At 69.1% G+C, this 21,272-nt stretch carries 18 protein-coding genes; 12 read left to right on the forward strand and 6 right to left on the reverse strand.

Annotated elements, in window-relative coordinates; genetic code table 11:
* The first annotated feature begins 11 nt into the window (after positions 1–11).
* A complete protein-coding gene (locus BSY19_RS12825) occupies positions 12–2,966 on the forward strand; it encodes a bifunctional [glutamine synthetase] adenylyltransferase/[glutamine synthetase]-adenylyl-L-tyrosine phosphorylase (protein ID WP_069054510.1) in 2,955 nt (984 codons plus the stop codon).
* A gap of 3 nt (positions 2,967–2,969) precedes the next feature.
* Here the strand turns inward: BSY19_RS12825 and BSY19_RS12830 are convergent, their stop codons facing one another.
* The 3 genes from BSY19_RS12830 to BSY19_RS12840 form a co-directional block, all read right to left on the reverse strand.
* The gene (locus BSY19_RS12830; RefSeq protein ID WP_069054511.1) at positions 2,970–5,267 is read right to left on the reverse strand and encodes a PAS domain-containing sensor histidine kinase; all 2,298 of its coding nucleotides are present in this window, start codon (positions 5,265–5,267) and stop codon (positions 2,970–2,972) included.
* A gap of 213 nt (positions 5,268–5,480) precedes the next feature.
* Positions 5,481–8,126 (reverse strand): aminopeptidase N, encoded by a 2,646-nt coding sequence (gene pepN / locus BSY19_RS12835; protein WP_069054512.1) that lies wholly within the window; start codon positions 8,124–8,126, stop codon positions 5,481–5,483.
* 134 nt (positions 8,127–8,260) lie between these two features.
* Positions 8,261–9,706 carry a cation diffusion facilitator family transporter gene (locus BSY19_RS12840; protein WP_069054513.1) on the reverse strand — a complete coding sequence of 482 codons (1,446 nt, stop codon included), beginning with the start codon at positions 9,704–9,706 and terminating at the stop codon, positions 8,261–8,263.
* 153 nt (positions 9,707–9,859) lie between these two features.
* Here BSY19_RS12840 and BSY19_RS12845 point away from each other — a divergent pair, with 153 nt between their 5' ends.
* From BSY19_RS12845 to BSY19_RS12895, 11 genes are all read left to right on the forward strand, one after another.
* The gene (locus BSY19_RS12845) at positions 9,860–10,309 is read left to right on the forward strand and encodes a VOC family protein (RefSeq protein ID WP_069054514.1); all 450 of its coding nucleotides are present in this window, start codon (positions 9,860–9,862) and stop codon (positions 10,307–10,309) included.
* A 120-nt stretch (positions 10,310–10,429) separates the two neighbouring features.
* The gene (locus BSY19_RS12850) at positions 10,430–11,323 is read left to right on the forward strand and encodes a PfkB family carbohydrate kinase (protein ID WP_069054515.1); all 894 of its coding nucleotides are present in this window, start codon (positions 10,430–10,432) and stop codon (positions 11,321–11,323) included.
* Between the two features lie 123 nt (positions 11,324–11,446).
* Positions 11,447–12,301: an urease accessory protein UreD gene (locus BSY19_RS12855; protein WP_069054516.1), complete on the forward strand. Its 855-nt coding sequence runs from the start codon at positions 11,447–11,449 to the stop codon at positions 12,299–12,301.
* Positions 12,302–12,311: 10 nt separating this feature from the next.
* Complete coding sequence (locus BSY19_RS27960; protein ID WP_069054517.1) at positions 12,312–12,635, forward strand: hypothetical protein; 324 nt, start codon at positions 12,312–12,314, stop codon at positions 12,633–12,635.
* Positions 12,632–13,252 carry an urease subunit gamma gene (locus BSY19_RS12865; RefSeq protein WP_069054518.1) on the forward strand — a complete coding sequence of 207 codons (621 nt, stop codon included), beginning with the start codon at positions 12,632–12,634 and terminating at the stop codon, positions 13,250–13,252. Before BSY19_RS27960 ends, BSY19_RS12865 begins: the two co-directional genes overlap by 4 nt.
* Positions 13,253–13,307: 55 nt before the next feature.
* A complete protein-coding gene (gene ureC, locus BSY19_RS12870; protein WP_069054519.1) occupies positions 13,308–15,044 on the forward strand; it encodes an urease subunit alpha in 1,737 nt (578 codons plus the stop codon).
* A 189-nt stretch (positions 15,045–15,233) separates the two neighbouring features.
* Complete coding sequence (locus BSY19_RS12875) at positions 15,234–15,542, forward strand: putative quinol monooxygenase (RefSeq protein WP_069054520.1); 309 nt, start codon at positions 15,234–15,236, stop codon at positions 15,540–15,542.
* A 367-nt stretch (positions 15,543–15,909) separates the two neighbouring features.
* Complete coding sequence (locus tag BSY19_RS12880; protein ID WP_069054521.1) at positions 15,910–16,644, forward strand: urease accessory protein UreE; 735 nt, start codon at positions 15,910–15,912, stop codon at positions 16,642–16,644.
* A 9-nt stretch (positions 16,645–16,653) separates the two neighbouring features.
* A complete protein-coding gene (locus BSY19_RS12885; RefSeq protein WP_069057059.1) occupies positions 16,654–17,328 on the forward strand; it encodes an urease accessory protein UreF in 675 nt (224 codons plus the stop codon).
* A gap of 88 nt (positions 17,329–17,416) precedes the next feature.
* Positions 17,417–18,049 (forward strand): urease accessory protein UreG, encoded by a 633-nt coding sequence (gene ureG / locus BSY19_RS12890; RefSeq protein WP_069054522.1) that lies wholly within the window; start codon positions 17,417–17,419, stop codon positions 18,047–18,049.
* Positions 18,050–18,080: 31 nt separating this feature from the next.
* A complete protein-coding gene (locus BSY19_RS12895) occupies positions 18,081–18,653 on the forward strand; it encodes a HupE/UreJ family protein (RefSeq protein WP_069057060.1) in 573 nt (190 codons plus the stop codon).
* A 62-nt stretch (positions 18,654–18,715) separates the two neighbouring features.
* Here BSY19_RS12895 and phnE read toward each other — a convergent pair whose 3' ends face one another.
* Genes phnE through BSY19_RS12910 form a run of 3 tightly spaced genes read right to left on the reverse strand, consistent with a single transcriptional unit; the run spans position 18,716 to position 21,233 of the window.
* Positions 18,716–19,522 carry a phosphonate ABC transporter, permease protein PhnE gene (gene phnE / locus BSY19_RS12900; RefSeq protein WP_069054523.1) on the reverse strand — a complete coding sequence of 269 codons (807 nt, stop codon included), beginning with the start codon at positions 19,520–19,522 and terminating at the stop codon, positions 18,716–18,718.
* Entirely contained in the window at positions 19,519–20,367 is an 849-nt protein-coding gene (locus tag BSY19_RS12905; RefSeq protein ID WP_069054524.1) for a phosphonate ABC transporter ATP-binding protein, read from the reverse strand. Before BSY19_RS12905 ends, phnE begins: the two co-directional genes overlap by 4 nt.
* Positions 20,364–21,233, reverse strand: a complete 870-nt coding sequence (locus tag BSY19_RS12910; RefSeq protein WP_069054525.1) for a PhnD/SsuA/transferrin family substrate-binding protein — start codon at positions 21,231–21,233, stop codon at positions 20,364–20,366. Before BSY19_RS12910 ends, BSY19_RS12905 begins: the two co-directional genes overlap by 4 nt.
* Positions 21,234–21,272: the final 39 nt, after the last annotated feature.

Genomic DNA, 21,272 nt, shown 5'->3' on the forward strand with positions numbered 1-21,272 from the left:
GGGGACGAGGCATGGCCGGGCGGCTCTGTGACAGATTGAACGCAGCGCCGGTTCTGCCGGCCCGCGCCCGCGCCGCGAACCTGCTGGCGAAGGACCTGATCGAGCAGCTGCACGACGAGGCCGCCGCGCAGGCGCTGGCGACCCATTTCGCCGACAACGAGCGCAGCGCCGCGCTCGTCGCAGGCCTGGTCGCGCATGCGCCCTTCCTCACCCAGATCATGCGGCAGGACCCGGCCGGCCTGCTCGCCTGCCTGACGGAGGAACCGGAGGTGCAGCGTGACGCGCTGCTCGCCGAGGTCGCCCGCGCCGGCGCGGCGGCGACCGACGCGCCGGAACTCATGCGCCTGCTGCGCCGCTTCCGGCGGTCGATGGCGCTGCTGATCGCGCTCGCCGACATCGGGGGCGTCTGGAGCGTCGAGACCGTGACGGCGGCCCTCACTGACACGGCCGACACCGCCGTGAGGCTCGCCACCGAGCATGTCCTGCGGCAGGCCGCCGATCTCGGCCGCATCCGCCTGGCGGATCCCGCCGAGCCCGGGCGGGAATCGGGGCTCGTCGTGCTCGCGCTCGGCAAGCACGGCGCGGGCGAGCTGAACTACTCCTCCGACATCGACATCGTCGTCTTCTTCGATCCCGACAGGGCTGAAGCCGCAGGCGTGGCCGAGCCGACGAGCTTTTTCGTCAAGCTCACCCAGCAGATCGCCCGGATCATCCAGGAGCGGACGCCCGACGGCTATGTCTTCCGCGTCGATCTGCGCCTGAGGCCCGATCCGGCCTCGACCCATGTCGCCGTGCCGCTGCCCTCGGCCTATGCCTATTACGAGACCGTCGGCCAGAACTGGGAACGCGCGGCGATGATCAAGGCGCGGCCCGTCGCGGGGGACCTCGCGCTCGGCCAGCGCTTCCTCAAGGACCTCGCCCCCTTCATCTGGCGCAAATATTTCGACTTCGCGACCATCGCCGACATCCACGCGATGAAGCGGCAGATCCAGACGGTGAAGGGCCATGAGACCATCGCGGTCGCCGGCCACAACGTGAAGCTCGGGCGCGGCGGTATCCGCGAGATCGAGTTCTTCGTGCAGACGCAGCAGCTCGTCTTCGGCGGCCGGCGCACGGCCCTGCGCGGACCCCGGACGCTGGAGATGCTGGCGGAGCTGACGCGGGAGGGCTGGATCACGCCCGCCGCCCGCGACGAACTGGCCGAGTCCTATCGCTGGCTGCGCACGATCGAGCATCGCCTGCAGATGCGCCATGACGAGCAGACGCAGACGTTGCCCAAGGCGACGGCCGATCTCGAGGCCTTCGCCCGCTTCTGCGGCTATGCCTCGACGGCGGCCTTCGGCAAGGCGCTGACCGCCCATGCCCGCCGCGTCGAGGGCCACTACGCGCTCCTGTTCGAGGAGGGGCCGAGCCTCGCCAGCGAGGCGGGAACACTGAGTTTCACCGGCTCTGACCTCGATCCGCAGACGCTGGAGACGCTGCAGAAGCTCGGCTTCCGCCAGGCCGGGACAGCGGCCGAGACGGTGCGGGGCTGGCATTTCGGCCGCCGCGCCGCCGTCACCAGCGCGCGTGCCCGCGAGGTCCTGACGGAACTGACGCCGGCGCTGCTGGTGGCGCTCGGCCGCACCGCCGATCCCGATGGGGCGCTCGCCCATCTCGACAACGCCTTCGTCCGCATGCCCGCCGCCGTCGAGCTGCTGACGCTGCTGCGCTCGCAAGGCTCGCTGCTGACGCTCTTCGCCGAGATCCTCGGGAGCGCGCCGCGGCTGGCGAAGGTCGCGGCGCTTCACCCGCATGTGCTCGATGGCGTCATCGACCCCGCCTTCGGGCAGGCCTCGCTCGACGGCGATGCGCTGGTGCGCCGGATCCGCAGCGTCGTCGGCTCGCCGCCGCCCAGCGTCGAGGACGGGCTCGACCGGCTGCGCGATGCCGCGCGGCAGGAGAACTTCCTCGTCGGCGCGCGTCTCCTCTCCGGCGTCTATCCGGCGCAGGCGGCGGCCCAGGCCTATTGCACGGTGGCTGAGGCCTGCCTGCGTGTGGCCTTCGACGACACGCGCGCGGCCTTCGTGGCCGATCACGGCGTGATCGAGGGGGCCCAGAGCGTGGTGGTCGGGCTCGGCCGGCTCGGTGCGGGCGAGCTCACGCCCTCATCCGATCTCGACCTGATGCTGCTTTATGACCGGCCGGAGGATGCCGAGCCCAGCCGGGGCCGCCGCAGCCTCGATCCGGTGACCTGGCATGTCCGCTTCACCCAGCGCCTCGTCGCCGCGCTGACGGTGCCGACGCGGCGCGGCACGCTCTATCAGGTCGACATGCGGCTGCGCCCGTCGGGCAACAAGAGCCCGGCCGCGACCCAGTTCGCGGGCTTCGAGGCCTATCACCGCGGCGAGGCCGAGATCTGGGAGGAGATGGCGCTGACCCGCGCCCGGGTCGTCGCGGGCGATCCCGCGCTGGCGGAGCGCGCCGAGGCCTCGATCCGCGCGATCCTGAGCCGCCGCCGCGAGCCGGCGAAGGTCGCCGCCGCCGTCGCCGAGATGCGCGCCCTGATCGCCAGGGAGAAGGGCGAGAAGAACCCCTGGGACCTGAAGCTCGCGCTGGGCGGCCTGACCGATCTCGATTTCCTCGCGCAGTATCTCGTGCTCGCCCATGCGGCCGATCATCCGGCCCTGCTGGTGCGCGACACGGCGTCCGTCTTCGCGGCTGCCCGCATGGCCGGGCTGCTGGCGGCGGCCGATGCCGCCGCGCTGGGAGAGGCCGTTCGGTTGATCGGTGACGTCCAGCTCTGGCAGCGCTTCACCGTCGAGGAGGCGTTCGACCCCGCCGCGGTGCCCGCCCGCGTGCTGACCCGGATCGCCACCGCGGTCGGGCGTCCTGACACGAAGGTCCTGAGGGCGGAGCTGGACGAGGTGCGCAGCGGCGTGCGCGCGATTTTCACGCGCGTCCTCGGCGCGGCCCGCGCCGGCTGAGCGTCACGCCGCCCGGGCCATGACCCGGCCGGCGCCGCCGTCCAGCGGCAGATGGACCATGACGATGGTGCCGGCGCCGATCGCCGAGCGCAGCCGCAGCGAACCGCCATGTAGTTCCGTCAGCGAGCGGGCGATGGCGAGGCCGAGGCCGGAGCCCTTGTAGCTGCGGGTGAGATCGCCCTCGACCTGCTCGAAAGGCCGGCCGATGCGGTGGATCTTGTCCTTGGGAATGCCGATCCCGCTGTCCTCGACGAAGATGTTGACGGCACCGGGAACCGGCCGGATGCGAATGGCGACCTGGCCCGCCTCGGGCGTGAACTTGACCGCGTTGTCGAGCAGGTTGCCGAGGATCTGGTAGAGCGCGTGCGGATCGGCCTCGAGATGGGTGTCGCGCGGCCCTTCGATGGTGAGCGCGAGGCCCTTGCGGTCGATCTCGTCCTGCACCGCTCGGACCGCCTCGTCGACGACCAGCCCGATCGCGAGGTCGGTTTTCTCCAGGCTGACCTTGCCCGATTCCAGCCGCGACATGTTCAGGATGTCGTTGATGAAGCGCAGAAGGTACTCGCCGCTCGCATGGATGTCGCGGACATAGTCGCTGTACTTCTCGCCCAGCGGCCCGAAAATGTTGCTCTGCATGACGTCGGAGAAGCCGATGATGGCATTGAGCGGCGTGCGCAGCTCATGGCTCATATTGGCCAGGAATTCGGATTTGGCGCGGTTGGCGCTCTCGGCCACGGCCTTCTGCTCGAGATAGCGCTCGGCCATGTCGGTGAGCTGCTGCGCCTGCGCCTCCAGCTTCTGGCGCGAGGCCTTGAGATCGGTGACATGCATCAGGAGCTGGTGCTCCGATTGCGTCAGCCGCTCCTCTTGCTGCTTCAGCTTGGTGATGTCGGTGCCGACCGAGACCGAGCCGCCGTCCTTGGTGCGCCGCCCGTTGATCTGGAGCCAGCGCCCGTCGGAGAGGCGGGCCTCGTAGGAGGACGAGCCGTCATGGCCGCGCAGCGAGCGCATCGGCTCCTGGTCGATGCTCGGCTGGGCGCTCGAGCGCATGATCTCGTCATGGCAGACGCCGGCGACAGCGAGTTCCGGCGGCAGCTTGTGGAGCTGCTGGTACTTGGCATTGCACAGCACGAGGCGGTTGTTGGCGTCCCACAGCACGAAGGCTTCCGAGATCGCCTCGACCGCGTCGCGCAGCCGCGCATCGGCGGTGGCGGTGCGCTCGGCCATGCGGCGCTGTTCCGAGATGTCGACGACGATGCCGACGAGGTGCTGCGCATGGGTCCGCCGGTCGATCACGAGTTCGGCGCGGGCCTTCAGCCAGATCCACTGGCCGGCGCTGTCGCGGACGCGGAATTCCTGGTCGAGATGCGTGGCCTCGCCCCGGCTGATCGCATCCGCCAGCGCGTAGAGGTTGACGTCGTCGTGGTGGATGAAGCCGCTGACCTCGCCGAAGGACATGTATTGTCCGGTCCGGGCATAGCCGAGCATGGCGTACATCGAATCCGACCAGTAGATGCGGCCGCGGGCGAGATCCCAGTCCCAGAGGCCGCAATGGCCGCGATTCAGGGCGGTGTCGATGCGCTCGCGGATGCAGTCGCAATCCTCGTCGGCGGCGCGGGCGCGGCGCGACTGCACGATGAACCCGATCGTGATGGCGGCGAGCACGAGGGCGGCGGTCGCAAAGAGGAGCGCGAGCCCGCTGCGCCGCTGATGCCAGATCGACAGGGCCCGCGAGACCGGGTGCAGCACCGCGACCTGGCCGAGCGGCGCGGCGAGGTTGCGGACCGCCGCGATGGCCTCGACGCCGTCGGGCAGGGTGATCCGCATGACGCCGGCGCGGTCGCCGAAGGCGGTCAGCGGCTGCGTCGGGCCGAGGAAGTCGATCAGGGTCCGCTGGCTCTGCCCGATGGCGGGCTGGCTGGCGATGACGTGCCCGTCCTCGGCGCTGACATGCACGGTGCGGCCATGCGCGGCGAGGTGGCGGGAGTTCAGGGCGGCGAGCACGGCGGCGGGGGCCACCCCGCGCTGCGAGGCGCTGTCGAGCTCGCGGGCCAGCAGGGTCGAGACGAGGTCCATGTCGCCGACGGCGTCGGCCATCGCGTCTTCGCGCATCGCGGTGGTCTGGATGGCGCCGCCAGTGGCGAGGAGGAGGATGAAGAGGGCGACGAGACCGGGGATAACGGTGCGGAATGTCGGCTCGAGAGTCTCGAAACGCTGGTACAGCGGATGTGTCAGCGATCGTGCTACACCCAGAATCGAATCTGCGCGCACAGTTGCGCAGTCCGCGTTGGCACGCGTCATGCCCGTCCCCCTTCGGATACCTTACCGTCAGTAGATCGGGAGACGTGCCGCATCCCCGCGAATCACTTTCAGTTGAATCCGAGTGACCAGATTTGTCTAGCCAGGAGTTGAATCCGGTCCGTCGAATTCTCCTTCAGGTTGTATCGCTGGAGTGATTGAATCTTGTGCGCGTAATGAAACGTTAACCTTTTCGACAGGTCGCCGTTAACCTCTTCAGGCCAGCGTCCGTTCGGCGATGTCTGCGACATCGCGGGAGAGATTGGGCGTGTTGGCGACCATGCCGAGTTTCGTCTCCGCCAGCGCCTTGCGCCGCGGCTCCAGCATCCGCCAGCTCTTGAACGAGGCGAGCAACCGGGAGGCGACCTGCGGATTCGTCCGGTCGAGCGCGATCACGATCTCGGCCAGGAAGGCATAGCCCTCGCCGTCGGTGCGGTTGAACTGGGTCAGGTTGGCCGCGAAGCCGCCGATCAGCGCGCGCACGCGGTTCGGGTTCGTCAGCGAGAAGGCCGGGTGCTGCATCAGGGAGCGAACGCGGTCGAGCGTGCCGCTTTCGGGGATCAGGGCCTGGGCCATCAGCCATTTGTCGAGAACGAGCGGTTCGGCCGCATAGGTCTTGGCGAAGCGCGCGATCAGGGCCTCGCGCGCCTGCCCGGGGATCAGCGTCATCGCGGCCAGCGCCGCCAGCCGGTCGGTCAGGTTGTCGCCGGCAGCGAACTGCGCCTCGGCGAGTTGTGCGCCGCTGTCGGGGGCCGACAGCGCGATGAGCCCGAGCAGTTCGTTGCGCAGCGCCCGCCGGCCGGCCGAGGCGGCATCGGGGCTGTAGCGCGCCGCCGAGGCCAGCCGCTCGCGCAGGTCCAGCAGATCCGGCCCGAGCCGGCGGCCGATCTCGGTCGAGAGGCGGCGATGGGCCGCCTGGATCGCATCCGGATCGACATCGCGCCCAATCTCGCGGGCGACGTCGCCCAGGGCCGGCAGCCGGAGGACCTGCGCCGCGAAGGCGGGGTCGCTGGGTGCCTGCGTCGTGAGGAAGTCACGCAGCCCCGTGGCCAGGGCCTGCCCGGTGGTGACGAGAGCGTCGAGGCGGCCGGGGTCGCGACCGGCCTCGACGAGGGCGCGCATCGCCACCGTCTGCCAGGCCTGCCAGCGGTTGAACGGATCGCTGTCGGCCGAGAACAGCCGCAACAGCGCGGCCTCGTCGAGATCGAGCTCGAGCCGTACCGGGGCGGAGAAGCCGCGCAGCAGCGAGGGGATCGGCGGCTCGGCGACGTCGGTGAAGGTCACCGACAGCGACGGCTGGTCGAAGATGACGATCCCGTTGCCGGCATAGGCCTCGGACGTGGTCGCGAGCGGCAGGTCGCCGCTCCCGCCCACGAGCCCGAGCGCGACCGGCAGGACGACGGGCTGCTTCTCCGGCTGGCCGGGCGTCGGCGCCGTCTTCTGCGCCAGATCCAGCGTGTAGCTGCGCGCCGCCGCGTCGTAGCGGCCCGATGCGACGATCGTCGGCGTGCCCGCCTGCTCGTACCAGCGCGCGAAATGCGTCAGGTCGTGGCCCGAAGTCTCCGCGAAGCAGCCGAGGAAATCCTCGATCGTCGCCGCCGTGCCGTCGCAGCGCTCGAAATAGAGGTCCATGCCGGCGCGGAAGGCGGCCTCGCCCACAAGCAGCTTGAGCATGCGGATCACCTCCGCGCCCTTCTCATAGACCGTCGGCGTGTAGAAGTTGTTGATTTCCTTGTAGGCGCGCGGTCGGACGGGGTGCGCCAGCGGCCCGGCATCCTCGGAGAACTGCGTCGTGCGCAGCGTCCGCACATCGGCGATACGCTTGACCGGCCGCGAGCGCTCGTCGGCGGAGAACTCCTGGTCGCGGAAGACGGTGAGGCCTTCCTTCAGGCAGAGCTGGAACCAGTCCCGGCAGGTGATGCGGTTGCCGGTCCAGTTATGGAAATACTCATGCGCGATGATCGCCTCGATCGAGGCGTAGTCGCCGTCGGTCGCGGTCTGCGGGTCGGCCAGCACGTATTTGTCGTTGAAGATGTTGAGGCCCTTGTTCTCCATCGCGCCCATGTTGAAGTCGGACACGGCGACGATGTTGAACACGTCGAGATCGTAATTTCGGCCGAAGACGCGCTCGTCCCAGCGCATGCAGCGCACCAGGCAGTCCATTGCCCAGCCGGCGCGATCGGCCTTGCCGGGCTCGACATAGACCGCGAGCTCAACGCTGCGTCCCTCGGCCGTCACATAGCTCTGCCGGACATGGTCGAGCGCGCCGCCGACCAGCGCGAAGAGATAGGCGGGCTTGGGGTGGGGGTCGTGCCAGATCGCGAAATGCCGCTCGCCGCCCGGCAATTCGCCAGCCGCCACGCGGTTGCCGTTCGACAGAAGGACCGGCGCGATCAGCTTCCGGGCCTCCAGCCGCACCGTGTAGACCGACATCACGTCGGGGCGATCGAGGAAATAGCTGATCCGGCGGAAGCCATCCGCCTCGCACTGGGTGCAGTAGACATGCGAGGAGAGATAGAGACCCATCAGCTTGGTATTGGCGGAGGGGTCGACCTCGGTGTCGATCATCAGCGTGAAGCGCCGCGTCGGCGGCGCATGCAGCGTCAGCTGCTGCGGGGTGACGCTGTAGGCGGCCTCGTCGATCAAAAGGCCGTCGAGCCTGATCGCCACGAGCTTCAGCTCGTCGCCGTCGAGCACGAGCGGCGCACCGGGCCGCCCGGCCGGGTTGGGGCGCAGCGCGAGCTGGGAGCGGATGCGCGTCTTCGTCGGGTGCAGGCTGATGTCGAGATCGACCGTGTCGATCAGCCAGTCGGACGGGCGGTAGTCCTCGAGACGGATCAGCGGTGTGTCGTCGGAGCGCATGCGGAACTCTGAAAAGCGGCGTTTCGGATCATCCGGCGCGCCGGATCGTTGCCATGGTCTGTAGCCCGCCGACCCGACGGCCGAAAGGGTGCGCCGCGTCGCTCACCCGGGAGCGTGCCCGATAGGGCCTGCTCCTAGCTTGCCGGCCCCGCAATGGTTGGCTCGGCATGGCTCACCAGGCGGCAAACCTGCGGCCGCGCGATCCTGACCGCCCGCTCGATCTGGTCGACGGCGGCATGGACGGAGGCGACGTCAAGGGCAGGGTCGACGCGGCAATGGTAGTTCACCACCAGGCCGTTCAGGGTCTGGCGGACCCTGACATTGTGGATGTCGTGGATCGGCCCCCTCAGCGTCGCGGTCTCGCTGGCCAGCGCCTTGCCGATGTCCTCGACCGTCTCCCAGGCCGCGTCATGGCCGGCCGGCGCACCCGTCTCCATCGGTTCGATATGCGTCTCGACCTCGGTCTCGCCGCCGAATTCGTCCCGGATCGCCGCCTCCAGCCGCGTCGCGATCTCATGCGCCTGGCCGAGCGGCAGCCTGGCCTCGACCTCCATGTCGAGACTGACCGAGAGCCGCTGCCCGATCGTGTGCACCGAGACATGGTGCACCGGGATCTTGAGCTTGAGCGCGATCAGCAGCACGCGCTCCAGCGCGGTCTCGTCGTCGACCTGAACCGGGTCGGTCGTGACCGCGATTTCGGCACCGGGTTCGATCCGCTCGAACTCCGCCGTGAGCGCCTCGCGGATCGCCGCCACCCGCTCCAGCGGCAGCGTGCGCGAGACGGTGATGCCGATCTCGCCATGGATGCGCCCCCCCGTCGGGCGGACCTTGAGCCAGTTGACGCCGACCACGCCGGGCACGCCCTCGGCGCCCTCGCGCAGACGCTCGCTCACCCCCTTGGGCGCCGCGTCGAGCAGGGTGTCGATGGTCCGCCGCCCCAGCCGGTAGGCCGACAGCGCGGTGAAGGCCGCGATCGCGAAGGCGGCGATCGTGTCGGCCCGGGCGACGCCGTACCAGACACCGATCAGGCCGGCGAGCACGAGGGCGGAGCCAACGAAGTCTGCCGAGAAATGCGTCGCCTCGGCGGCCAGCGCCTCGCTTCCGGTTTCCTTCGCGACGCGCGTCAGCGAGCGCCAGCGGATCGCATCCACCACCATCGAGAGCAGCATGATGCCGATCACGATGGGCGTGACCGAGACGGTCTCGATCAGCCCCGTCCAGAGCCGGTTGCCGGCTTCCCAGAGGATCGCGCCCGCCAGCGTGAACAGGATCGCGGTCTCGACCAGCGCCGCCAGCGCCTCGACCTTGCCATGGCCGTAATGGTGCTCGTCATCGGCCGGCTTGTCCGAGACGCGCACGGCAAACCAGGTGAACAGCGTCGAGCCGACATCGATCAGGCCCTGCAGCGCGTCCGTCAGCAGGGCGAGCGAGCCCGACAGGATCGCGCCGACGATCTTGGCGCCGGTGAGCAGCAGCGTCGCCATCACCGAGAGGATCGCGGCACGCTGCTTGATCTGCGCCATCTGGGCGGCGGTGGCGCGGACGGGCGTGCCCTCCAGGCCGTCTTGCGTTGAGCTCATGGCCTGTCCTGCCGGCTGCGTCTTGGAACTGTGTTCACGAGCGGCGATGCTTTCGCCCGATTCAACGGTAGGATCAACCCGACACCATCAGGTGAACGCCGTCAGGATGCGCCCGCCGCCACGGTCGGGCTGAAGAGGAAACGGACAAAAACGATGCGCTATCTCCACACCATGGTCCGCGTGACCGATCTCGCCGCCTCGCTGGATTTCTACGTGAACAAGTTCGGCCTGGTCGAAACCCGCCGGATCGAGAACGAGAAGGGCCGCTTCACCCTGGTCTTCCTGGCTGCGCCCGACGAGGTCGAGACCGTGCGCCAGCAGGGCAGCCGCGGCCGGCCGACGCTCGAGCTGACCTATAACTGGGACCCCGAGACCTACACGGGCGGGCGCAATTTCGGCCATCTCGCCTACGAGGTCGACGACATCTACGCCACCTGCGACAAGCTGATGAAGGCCGGCGTCACGATCAACCGCCCGCCGCGCGACGGCAACATGGCCTTCGTCCGCTCGCCCGACAACATCTCGATCGAGCTGCTCCAGAAGGGCGACCCGAAGGCCCCGGCGGAGCCGTGGGCGAGCATGCCGAACACCGGGGCCTGGTAGGCGCCGGATGCTGGCAGCGGGTGCGCGTCCGAGAGAGGGTGTGGTGATGGATCCGGAAGAGCCCATGGTCGTTGAACGGGAGCGCTGCGCCGCGGCCCGGACGGACCTCGACCCGCCGCGATGACCGGCGTCTTCTGTCTCGGCATCTCGACGCTGGACTATGTCTACAGCGTCGAGACCCTTCCCACCCGCGGCGAAAAATACCGCTCCAAGGCTCTCGCCGTCGTCGGCGGGGGCTGTTCCGGCAATGCCTCGGTCGCGATCGCCCGGCTCGGCGGTCGCTGCTGGCTGGCGACGCGGCTCGCCGACGATCTGCCGGGCGATGAAATCGTCGCCGACCTCGTGCGCGAGGGCGTGGAGACCGGCTTCGCCCGCCGCGTGCACGGCCTGCGCTCCCCGGTCTCGGCCATCCTCGTCGATGCGCAGGGCGAGCGCATGGTGATCTCCTATTCCGATCCGGCGATGCCGGACGACACCGACTGGCTCCCGGCCACCTTGCCGGACGGGGCGCGGGCCGTGCTCGCTGACACGCGCTGGGGCGAGGGTGCGCTTGCGGCGCTGCGTCTCGCACGCGCAGCCGGCGTGCCCGGTGTGCTCGACGGCGACCGCAAGCCGCCCCATCCCGATCTGGTCGCGACCGCGAGCCATGTCGCCTTCAGTGCGCAGGCCCTGGCGGAACTCTCCGGCGAGGAGGACCCGCGCGCCGGTCTCGCCCGGATCGCGCGCGAGGGGCCGACCTGGCTGGCGGTCACGCTCGGCAAGGACGGGGTGCTCTTCGTCGAGGACGGCACGATCGCCCATCTGCCCGCCTTCGCGGTCGAGGCCGTCGATACGCTGGGCGCCGGCGACGTCTGGCACGGCGCCTTCGCGCTCGCACTGGCGGAGGGGCAGGGCGAGCGCGCGGCGATCCGCTTCGCCTCGGCGGCCGCGGCGATCAAATGCACCCGCTTCGGCGGCCGATCGGGCGCGCCGCGACGCCAGGAGATCGAGGCCTTTCTGGCGCAGCGGGGCTGAGGAGCCCGCGGGTCGCGATTGCCCATCATTTGGGCAGCCGGAGCGGGCGAGGCTCTTGCCGGAAAACGGCGCGCGCGGAAGATTGCAGCGTCGTTCGACTCCGCCCCCCGTTCGGGAACCTCCATGTACGCGCCGCCCGTTCCGGCCGCCTCTGATCCGCTGCTTCCCGCCTATGTCCGCGCCGCGGGCGGGGTGGCGCTGCGCTTCGGCCGCGTCGGCGCGCGGACGCTGCGGCTCGACCTCTCCGAATCCGGCGGCTACCGCGCCCGCTTTCCCACCACCTTCGACGCGACCAGCGAGGCCGTGCTGATCAACACCGGCGGTGGCATGGCCGGTGGCGACGCGATGAGCGTGACGGTCGATCTCGGCTTCGGCAGCGAGGCGATCGTCACCACCCAGGCCGCCGAGAAGATCTACCGCAGCCAGGGGGGCGACACCCGCATCGAAACCCACCTCACCGTCGCCGCCGGCGCATCGCTCTGCTGGGTGCCGCAGGAGAGCATCCTGTTCTCCGGCGCGCGCTTGAACCGCCGCCTCGCCGTCGATCTCGCCGCCGATGCGAGGCTCGTCGCCTGCGAGAGCGTGTTCTTCGGCCGCAGCGCCATGGGCGAGAGCGTGCAGCGCGGCGCCTTGCGCGACCGCTGGCGCATCCGCCGCGAGGGGCGGCTCGTCTTCGCCGAGGATGTCCGGCTCGAGGGCGCGATCGCCGACACATTGGGGCGCTCCGCGATCGGCGCCGGGGCCCGTGCCGCCGCGACGATCCTCGTCGCCGGTGGCGATCTCGCCGACAGGCTGGAGCAGGTCCGCGCGCTCGCCGAGGAGGCACAGGCCGGCGCGGTCGAACTCGGCGCCGGCCTCGTCTGCGACCTTCTGGTCGTCCGTCTTCTCTCTCCCGATGCCCAGGCCCTGCGTCGCGTGCTCGTCACGCTGCTCGGGCATCTGACCGGCCGTGCGCTGCCGCGCACCTGGTCAACTTGAGGAGAGCATCATGCTGGCGATCCAGGGTCTGAAATGCATCTACGACACCGGCGCGCGGGGCTGGGCGATCGAGCTGGCGCTGAGCGGCGAGGGCGAGGAGGCGGTGCGTCGCTTCGATGTCGACGGGCCCGACGATGCCGAGATGCTGATCGAGGCCTTCGAGGAATCGACCTCCAGCGCCTTCGACCCCGCGACGGGCGAGATCGTCTTCGCCTATGAATATGCCGATTTCGGCGTCGAGGACGAAGACGACGAGGACGAGTCGGAAGACGAGGACGGCGAGGACGAGGATTCGGACGGCGCCGACGAGGACGAAGAGAAGGACAAGACATGAATCTGACGCCGCGCGAAAAGGACAAGCTGCTCGTCGCCATGGCCGCCATGGTCGCGCGACGCAGGCTCGAGCGCGGCGTCAAGCTGAACTATCCCGAGGCCGTCGCGCTGATCACCGACTTCGTCGTCGAGGGCGCGCGCGACGGCCGATCTGTCGCCGACCTGATGCAGGCCGGCGCCCATGTGGTGCGGGCCGACCAGGTCATGGACGGCATCGCCGCCCTCATCCACGACGTCCAGATCGAGGCGACTTTCCCGGACGGGACCAAGCTCGTCACCGTCCACGAGCCGATCCGCGGCGCCTCCGACGCGATGAAGCCCGGCGAGGTCACGACGCTGCCGGGTGACCTCGTCATGAACGAGGGCCGCGAGAGCCTGACGCTCACCGTCTCCAACACCGGCGACCGGCCGATCCAGATCGGCTCGCATTATCATTTCTTCGAGGCCAATCCGGCGTTGTCCTTCGAGCGCGACAAGGCGAGGGGCTTCCGACTCGACATCCCGGCCGGCACCGCCGTGCGCTTCGAGCCGGGCCAGACCCGCGAGGTCCGCCTCGTGGCGCTGGCCGGCAAGCGCGAGGTCTACGGCTTCCGTCAGGAGGTGATGGGGAAACTCTGAGCTGTCTCAGCTTTGAGTTCTGCAGACCCCGATCTGCCTTTGAGGAGATGACACGATGCCCTTCAACTTTCCCCGCAACGCCTATGCCGCGATGTTCGGCCCCACCACCGGCGACACGGTGCGCCTCGGCGACACCGATCTCGTCATCAAGGTCGAGAAGGATTTCACCACCTATGGCGAGGAGGTGAAGTTCGGCGGCGGCAAGGTCATCCGTGACGGCATGGGCCAGAGCCAGGTCCGCAACGCCGACGGCGCCGTCGACACCGTCATCACCAACGCGCTGATCCTCGACCACTGGGGCATCGTGAAGGCCGATATCGGCATCCGCGCCGGCCGCATCTGCGCCATCGGCAAGGCCGGCAATCCCGACATCCAGAGCGGCTTCGGCAATTTCGACCCGACCGAGACGATCATCGTGGGCCCCGGCACCGAGGTCATCGCGGGCGAGGGCAAGATCGTCACCGCCGGCGGTTTCGACAGCCATATCCACTACATCTGCCCGCAGCAGATCGAGGATGCGCTGATGAGCGGGCTCACCACCATGCTCGGCGGCGGCACCGGCCCGGCCCATGGCACGCTGGCGACGACCTGCACGCCCGGCCCCTGGCATCTCGGCCAGATGATCAAGGCCGCCGACGCCTTCCCGATGAACCTCGCCTTCGCCGGCAAAGGCAACGCGGCGCTGCCCGGCGCCTTGGTCGAGATGGTCGAGGCCGGCGCCTGCGCGATGAAGCTGCACGAGGACTGGGGCACGACGCCCGCCGCGATCGACAACTGCCTCTCCGTCGCCGACGACTACGACGTGCAGGTGATGATCCACACCGACACGCTCAACGAGAGCGGCTTCGTCGAGGACACGATCGCCGCCTTCAAGGGCCGCACCATCCATGCCTTCCACACCGAAGGAGCGGGTGGCGGCCACGCACCCGACATCATGAAGGTCGCGGGGCTCCCCAACGTCTTGCCGTCCTCGACCAATCCGACGAGGCCCTTCACCGTCAACACGCTCGACGAGCATCTCGACATGCTGATGGTCTGCCATCACCTGTCGCCGTCGATCCCGGAGGACCTCGCCTTCGCCGAGAGCCGCATCCGCAAGGAGACGATCGCGGCCGAGGACATCCTGCACGATCTCGGCGCGCTCTCGATGATGTCGTCGGACAGCCAGGCGATGGGCCGCGTCGGCGAGGTCATCACCCGCACCTGGCAGACCGCACACAAGATGAAGGTTCAGCGCGGCACGCTGGCGCAGGATGTCGGCACCGGCGCCGACAATTTCCGCGCCAAGCGCTATGTTGCGAAATACACGATCAACCCGGCCATCGCGCACGGGATCTCGCGCCATATCGGCTCGATCGCGATCGGCAAGCTCGCTGACATCGTCATCTGGTCGCCGGCCTTCTTCGCGACCAAGCCGGATCTGATCATCAAGGGCGGCATGATCGCCGCTGCCCCGATGGGCGACCCCAACGCCTCGATCCCGACGCCGCAGCCGGTGCATTACCGCCCGATGTTCGGCGCCTTCGGCAAGGCGGTGACCTCGACCTCGCTGGTCTTCGTCTCGCAGGCGGCGATGGCCAACGGCCTGCGCAACCGGCTCGGCACCGAGAAGGAGATGGTCGCGGTCGAGAACGTGCGCGGCGGCATCTCCAAGAAGAGCATGATCCACAACGACGCGACGCCCGATATCCAGATCGATCCGGAAACCTACGCGGTCGTCGCCGACGGCGAATTGCTGGTCTGCGAGCCCGCGACGGAACTGCCGCTGGCGCAGCGATACTTCCTGTTCTGAGAACAGCCGGGGGCCTCTCGGCCAGTTCCTGTCGCATCCCCACCGGCGGCGTGCGGCAGTGCCGTCGAACCCATCGAGGCCTCGCTGTCTCGGAGACGGTGGGGCGCGCGGCCGAACCCTTGCTGCATCCGCACCCCGCACCGTCACGTAACCGGGCTTCCCGCCCGTTGCGTTTCGGAGCCTGGCCTCTTGTCTGATCCCTTTCTCGTCATCGCCCGCATCGAGGTTCGCCCCGATGCGTGGGAAGACTTCGTCGCCGCGGCCGTTGCCTGCATCGAGGTCACCCGCCGCGAGCCCGGCTGCCTCGCCTTTGAGATCCACGAAAGCCTGACGCGACCCTGCCGCTTCGTGTCGTTCGAGAGTTGGGAAACCCGCGCCGACATCGACCGGCAGATGGGCTCGCCGCATATGCGGGCCTTTCTGGAGGCCACGAGGGCTTGTGTCACGGCGCCTCCGGTGATCGAAGTGATCGAGCCGCTGTCGATCGACCGCCTCTGATCTTCGCTTTCAGTCACGGACGGATCCATCATGGTGCCGTTGGCGGGCCGGACGGGACGTTCGATCCTGGCGCGGCGACGGCGATGGGCGATGGCCGTTCTCCGGAACTTCGAGAGGATCGCGTGATGGGGATACTTCGGGCCTGGGTGACGGTCTTCGGGCTGGCCTCCTGTACGCTGCTCCTTCAAGGCTGTGGCGCCCTGCAGGGCTGTCCCGACCGGACGACCATCTGTAAACTGATGTGAGAGCGACGGTGTCCGGTCGGACGCTGAGGGCTTGCGTCACGGCGCCTCCGGTGATCGAAGTGATCGCGCCGCGGTCGATCGACCGCCTCTGATTGTCGCTGTTAGTCACGGACTGATCCATCATGCTTCGCGCCACCTCCGTCGTTCGCAAGGCCGCCGTCAGGCAAGATCGCGTCGTCGATACGCTGACGCTCGACCATGACGACCGCAACCGCCGCCGCCTCGCGCTCAAGGCCGATGGCGGGCTCGACGTTCTGCTCGATCTCGAGAAGGCCACCGCGCTCGGCGACGGCGACGCCGTCAAGCTGGAGGATGGCCGCCTCGTGCTGGTCAAGGCCGCGCCGCAGAGCCTGCTGGAGATCAAGGCCGAGAACCCGCTGCGGCTGATGCGCGTCGCCTGGCATATCGGCAACCGGCACACGCCGGCCGAGATCACGGCTGAGGCGATCTATATCGAGAACGACCACGTGCTGGCCGAGATGGTGCGCGGCCAGGGCTGCGCGATGCAGGCCGTGATGCGGCCCTTTCAGCCCGAACGCGGCGCCTACGACCACGACCACGCCAATTGCGACCATCCCAGCCACGCCCACGGCCATCATGATCATGGTCATCATGACCACCACCATGACCATGACCACGCGCATCATGGGCACGATCACGCGACGCACGCCCATGGTCATGCCGAGGCGCATGCTCATGGCGACAAGGGGCACGCCCATGCGGAAGCGCACGCGCATGCCCATGGCGACGCCTGCGGCTGCGGGCATGATCACGCGCACCACGACCACGCGCACCACGACAACGGCCACAAGCATGGCGCCGAACACGGCCCCAAGGGCCATAGCCACGATCACTGAGTGGCGCGCATGGCGGCCCATCTGCCCCTGATGGTCTGGCTGTCGCCGTCCTTCCCGGTCGGCGCCTTCGCCTATTCTCACGGCCTCGAATGGGCCTTCGAGAGCGGCGACCTGCATGACGCCGAAACCCTGCGGGACTGGCTCGAGGCGCTCGTCTCGCACGGCTCGTTGCGTAACGACCTGATCCTCTTCGCCTGTGCCGCCCGTGCCATCGAGGCCGGCGACGAGACGGCGCTCGCGGAGATCGCCGAACTCGCCCTGGCCCTGGCCAATTCGGCCGAGCGCCGGCTTGAGACGGTGACGCAGGGCAACGCCTTCGTCGCGGCGTTGCGGGCCGCCTGGCCCTGCGACGCCATCGAGCGCCTCAAGCGGGTCTGGCCGGGTGACGTCGCCTATCCGGTCGCCGTCGCGGCGGCCAGCGCGGGGCACGCCCTGCCGCTTGCAGCGTCGCTGGAGGCCTATGGCCTGGCCTTCGTCGCCAATCTCGTCTCGGCCTCGGTGCGGCTGGGCATCGTCGGCCAGACCGACGGTCAGCGGCTCACCGCCGCACTGGTTCCCGCCGTGCAGGCGGCGGCCGCGGAAGCCGAGCCTGCGACGCTGGATGATCTCGGCGGCTGCGCCTACCGCTCCGACCTCGCCTCGCTGCGCCACGAGACGCAGTATTCGCGGCTGTTCCGCTCGTGAGCGCGGCCCGCGACTTGCACCCGCCGAAATCAACTCCCCGAGCCGTCCCGGCCCGCTGCACCGCCTGATCGTTCAAGGAACTTCGCAGATGTCACGCTCTCCCCATGGCCCGCTGCGTGTCGGCATTGGCGGCCCCGTCGGCTCCGGCAAGACGGCGCTGATGGAGGTGCTCTGCAAGCGCCTGCGCGACACCTATGACATCTGCGCCATCACCAACGACATCTACACCAAGGAGGATGCGCGGCTGCTGACGGTGGCTGGCGCGCTGCCGCAGGAGCGCATCATGGGCGTCGAGACCGGCGGCTGCCCGCACACCGCGATCCGCGAGGACTGCTCGATCAACCTCGCCGCCGTCGAGGAGATGCGCGGCAAGTTCCCCAACCTCGACATGATCCTGATCGAGTCCGGCGGTGACAATCTCGCCGCCACCTTCTCGCCCGAACTGGCGGACCTGACGATCTACGTCATCGACGTCGCGGCCGGCGAGAAGATCCCGCGCAAGGGCGGCCCCGGCATCACCCGCTCCGACCTGCTGGTCATCAACAAGACCGATCTCGCCCCCCATGTCGGCGCGGATCTTGCAGTCATGGAACGCGACACGAAGACGATGCGCGGCAAGCGGCCTTACGCCTTCACCAACACCAAGGCGGGCGAGGGCGTCGATGTCGTCATCGACTTCATCGAGACGGCGGGGGGCCTGCGGGCCGCTCCGGCCGCGTGACGGACATGCAGGGGAGACGGCGATGCGCGCGATGGCGAAACAAGTGGGGCTGGTGGTGATCGCGTCAGCGCTGGCCGGGCCGGCCCTGGCGCATACGGGCGTCGGCGCCGTGCATGGCTTCGGCGCCGGCCTCCTGCATCCGCTCTTCGGTGTCGACCATGTCCTCGCCATGGTCGCTGTCGGTCTCTGGGCCGGGCTCACCGGCGGGCGGGCGCGGCTGGCCTATCCGCTCGCCTTCGTCGGCATGATGGTTCTCTCCGGCCTTTGGGGCATGTCCGGCGCCGCCTTGCCGGGGGTGGAAATCGGCATCGCCGTTTCCGTCGTCGTGCTCGGCCTTGCGATCGCGCTGCGGGCGACGCCGCCGCTTGCGGCGGGCGCAGCCGCCTGCGCGATCTTCGCGATCTTCCACGGCCATGCCCATGGCGCCGAACTGCCGCAAGGGTCGAGCGGGCTCGGCTATGCGCTCGGCTTCGTGCTGGCGACCGCCGCGCTGCACGGCGCCGGCCTCGGTCTGGCCGGCCTGCTGGCGGCGCGTGCGCCGCTGCTCGCCCGTGTCGCCGGCGGCGGCCTGGCTCTCGCCGGTGTCGCCATTCTCGCGAGCTAGCCGTCTCAGCATCCTGCCGCCCTCGTGGGACGGCAGGATCAGGCGGAAGCCGGCCTGCTGCGTCAGATGATACGGCGCCGCAACCAGCCGCCGATCTGCTCGACCGCGACCACCAGCGCGAAGACGGCCAGGATGATGGTCAGCGCGGTGTCGTAGTCGAAAAGGTCGAAGGCGACCTTGAGTTCGACGCCGATGCCGCCGGCGCCGACCAGCCCGAGCACGACCGAAGCCCGCGTCGCCTTCTCCACGCAAAACAACGACGTCGCGATGAACGACGGCATCGCATTGGGCACGACCGCCGAGAAGATCAGCCCGGTCTTGCTCGCCCCGATCGTCGAGAGCGCCTCGCGCGGGCCCTTGTCGGTTTCCTCCATCGCCTCGGCGAAGAATCGCCCGGCATAGCCGATCGTGTCGATCATCAGCGCCAGCACGCCGGCCGCGGGGCCGAGCCCGACGGCGATGACGAAGAACAGCGCCCAGATCAGATCCGGCACCGTCCGGAAGAAGGCGATCAGCCCGCGCGCCAGAACCCGTACGATCGGATGCGGCGAGAGCCCGTCGGCGGCGAGGATCGCCAGCGGAAAGCTCAGGATCAGGCCGAGCACGCAGCCCGACACCGCCATCTGGAAGGTCGTCGCCAGCGACCAGAAGATCTGCTCACTCCGGCTGAGGTCGGGTGGGAACATCCGCGTCAGGATGTTGCCCATATAGGGGATGCCGCGGATCAGCTTCTCGGCCGACAGTTCCGAGCCGCTGAACGACCAGATCACCAGCGCCAGCGCCAGGAATCCGCCGGTGAAGGCGACGGCGCTCGGGCGTTCGAAGCGGTCGACGGCGAAGGTCGGCCGTGCAGTCTGAGGCAGGCTCATGCGAACACCGGTGCCGGCGCGCGCGCCGGCTCCTCTTGGGGCTCGCCACCGTCGCCCGGTTCCTCGAAGAAGGCCGCGAGTTCGGCCTCGGTGCAATGACCGGCCCGGCGGTCGAGTGCGATCGTCCCGCCGCCCAGCCCGACGATGCGGTCGGAAAAGCGCAGCGCATGCGCCATGTGGTGCGAGACGAAGACCAGGGTCAGCCCCTTGTCGCGCGTCAGCCGGAACAGCAGCTCCATGATCTCGCGACCCGCGCGCGGGTCGAGGCTGGCATCGGGTTCGTCGGCGAGCACCAGTTCGGGCCGCTGCATCAGCATACGCGCGATGGCGACGCGCTGGGACTGCCCGCCCGAGAGGGAATCGGCCCGCTGCAGCGCCTTGTCGGCCAGTCCGACGGCCTCGAGACAGGCCATCGCCTCGTCGCGCACGGCGGCGGGCGCGAGCGACTGCGCCCATGTGCGCGGGCCGGAGCGACGCGCCTGAACGCCATGCACGACATTGGAGAGCGCGCTGAGCCGCGCGACGAGATTGTGCTTCTGGAAGACCACGCCGACCCGCGCCCGGAAACGCTTCAGTGCCGAGCCGCTGAGATCGCCGACTGTCTCACCGAGCACGCTCAGCCGGCCCTGATCGGCCTCCGCCAGCCGCACGATCATGCGCAGCAGCGTCGACTTTCCGGTCCCGTTCGCCCCGATCAGGGCAAGCGATTCACCCGCCGGCACGCGGAGGTCGAGGCGCTCGATGATGGTGCGGGGCCCGAAGCTCTTGCGCAGGCCGTCGATGGCGATGACGGGGACGCCAGCCCCCGCCACGGATGGCCCGATGGCGGGCGAGGGCGTCGTCACTCGATGAACTTGTTGAATTCGGTGATGCCGATCGTGGCGTAGATCGAGCGGACATAGTCGTAGTCGCTGTCCTTGACCTCGGGCAGGAAGACGCCGCCGGCGAATTTGCGATTGTCGTCGGTGCCGGTGGTGACCGCCTTCATCAGCTCCGTGCCGTGGTCGAGGAAGGCCTTGCGGACCTTGGCGACGATCTCGGGCTTCACCTTGGGGCTGGCGATCATCACGTCGTTGGGCAGGTCGCGGCCACGGGCCACCACGGTGAAGCCGGTCTTGGTGTCGCTCTCGCGGATGCGCTGGAGATGGGTGAGGTTAAGGCCGATGGCGGCGATGTCGCCGCGCTTCATCGCCTCGACCGCGACATTGCGCTTCACGAAGATCGGCTTGTAGTCGACATTGTACTTCAGGCCGAAATCGGCGAGCGCCTGCGCGGGGCCGAGATGCTGCGAGGTCGAGCCGATCTCGCCGAAGGAGATCGTCTTGCCCTTGAGATCGGCGACGCTCTTGATCGGCCCGTTCGCGAGGACCGCGACCTGGCTGAAATAGTCCGGGCGCTGCCAGCCGACCACCGGCACCGCCTGGGTGCGGGCCTTGAACACGACATACTCGGCCGGCCCGGTCAGGACGAAGTCGACCTGGCCGGCGGCCATCGCCTCGACGGCGGCCGTGCGGCCCGACACCGCGAAGAACTGCACCTTGACGTCGGCGACCTTCTCGAAGGCGGCCTTGAACGGGCCGAATTCGCGCTGGAGCGATTCCGCCCCGTCGATGTCGGTGACGGCGAAGCGGATCGCGTCCTGCGCCTGGGCGGCAGGCGTGGCGAAGGCGGCCGCTGCGGCGAGCAGCGCGACGGCGATGGGCTTCAGCATGGGGCGGTCTCCCGTTTAACGATGGGTCAGCGGCTAGTG

It is taken from the genome of Bosea sp. RAC05, from assembly GCF_001713455.1.
Lineage (GTDB): Bacteria > Pseudomonadota > Alphaproteobacteria > Rhizobiales > Beijerinckiaceae > Allobosea.

What these genes read in the sequence shown, in the direction of transcription:
- BSY19_RS12825 (WP_069054510.1), top strand. Translation starts at nt 12, where the DNA reads ATGGCCGGGCGGCTCTGTGACAGATTGAACGCAGCGCCGGTTCTGCCG.
- BSY19_RS12845 (WP_069054514.1), top strand. Translation starts at nt 9,860, where the DNA reads ATGCGCTATCTCCACACCATGGTCCGCGTGACCGATCTCGCCGCCTCG.
- phnE (WP_069054523.1), bottom strand. Translation starts at nt 19,522, where the DNA reads ATGAGCCTGCCTCAGACTGCACGGCCGACCTTCGCCGTCGACCGCTTC.
- pepN (WP_069054512.1), bottom strand. Translation starts at nt 8,126, where the DNA reads ATGCGCTCCGACGACACACCGCTGATCCGTCTCGAGGACTACCGCCCG.
- BSY19_RS27960 (WP_069054517.1), top strand. Translation starts at nt 12,312, where the DNA reads ATGCTGGCGATCCAGGGTCTGAAATGCATCTACGACACCGGCGCGCGG.
- BSY19_RS12865 (WP_069054518.1), top strand. Translation starts at nt 12,632, where the DNA reads ATGAATCTGACGCCGCGCGAAAAGGACAAGCTGCTCGTCGCCATGGCC.
- BSY19_RS12880 (WP_069054521.1), top strand. Translation starts at nt 15,910, where the DNA reads ATGCTTCGCGCCACCTCCGTCGTTCGCAAGGCCGCCGTCAGGCAAGAT.
- BSY19_RS12885 (WP_069057059.1), top strand. Translation starts at nt 16,654, where the DNA reads ATGGCGGCCCATCTGCCCCTGATGGTCTGGCTGTCGCCGTCCTTCCCG.
- BSY19_RS12855 (WP_069054516.1), top strand. Translation starts at nt 11,447, where the DNA reads ATGTACGCGCCGCCCGTTCCGGCCGCCTCTGATCCGCTGCTTCCCGCC.
- BSY19_RS12895 (WP_069057060.1), top strand. Translation starts at nt 18,081, where the DNA reads ATGGCGAAACAAGTGGGGCTGGTGGTGATCGCGTCAGCGCTGGCCGGG.
- ureC (WP_069054519.1), top strand. Translation starts at nt 13,308, where the DNA reads ATGCCCTTCAACTTTCCCCGCAACGCCTATGCCGCGATGTTCGGCCCC.
- BSY19_RS12830 (WP_069054511.1), bottom strand. Translation starts at nt 5,267, where the DNA reads ATGACGCGTGCCAACGCGGACTGCGCAACTGTGCGCGCAGATTCGATT.
- BSY19_RS12840 (WP_069054513.1), bottom strand. Translation starts at nt 9,706, where the DNA reads ATGAGCTCAACGCAAGACGGCCTGGAGGGCACGCCCGTCCGCGCCACC.
- BSY19_RS12910 (WP_069054525.1), bottom strand. Translation starts at nt 21,233, where the DNA reads ATGCTGAAGCCCATCGCCGTCGCGCTGCTCGCCGCAGCGGCCGCCTTC.
- ureG (WP_069054522.1), top strand. Translation starts at nt 17,417, where the DNA reads ATGTCACGCTCTCCCCATGGCCCGCTGCGTGTCGGCATTGGCGGCCCC.
- BSY19_RS12850 (WP_069054515.1), top strand. Translation starts at nt 10,430, where the DNA reads ATGACCGGCGTCTTCTGTCTCGGCATCTCGACGCTGGACTATGTCTAC.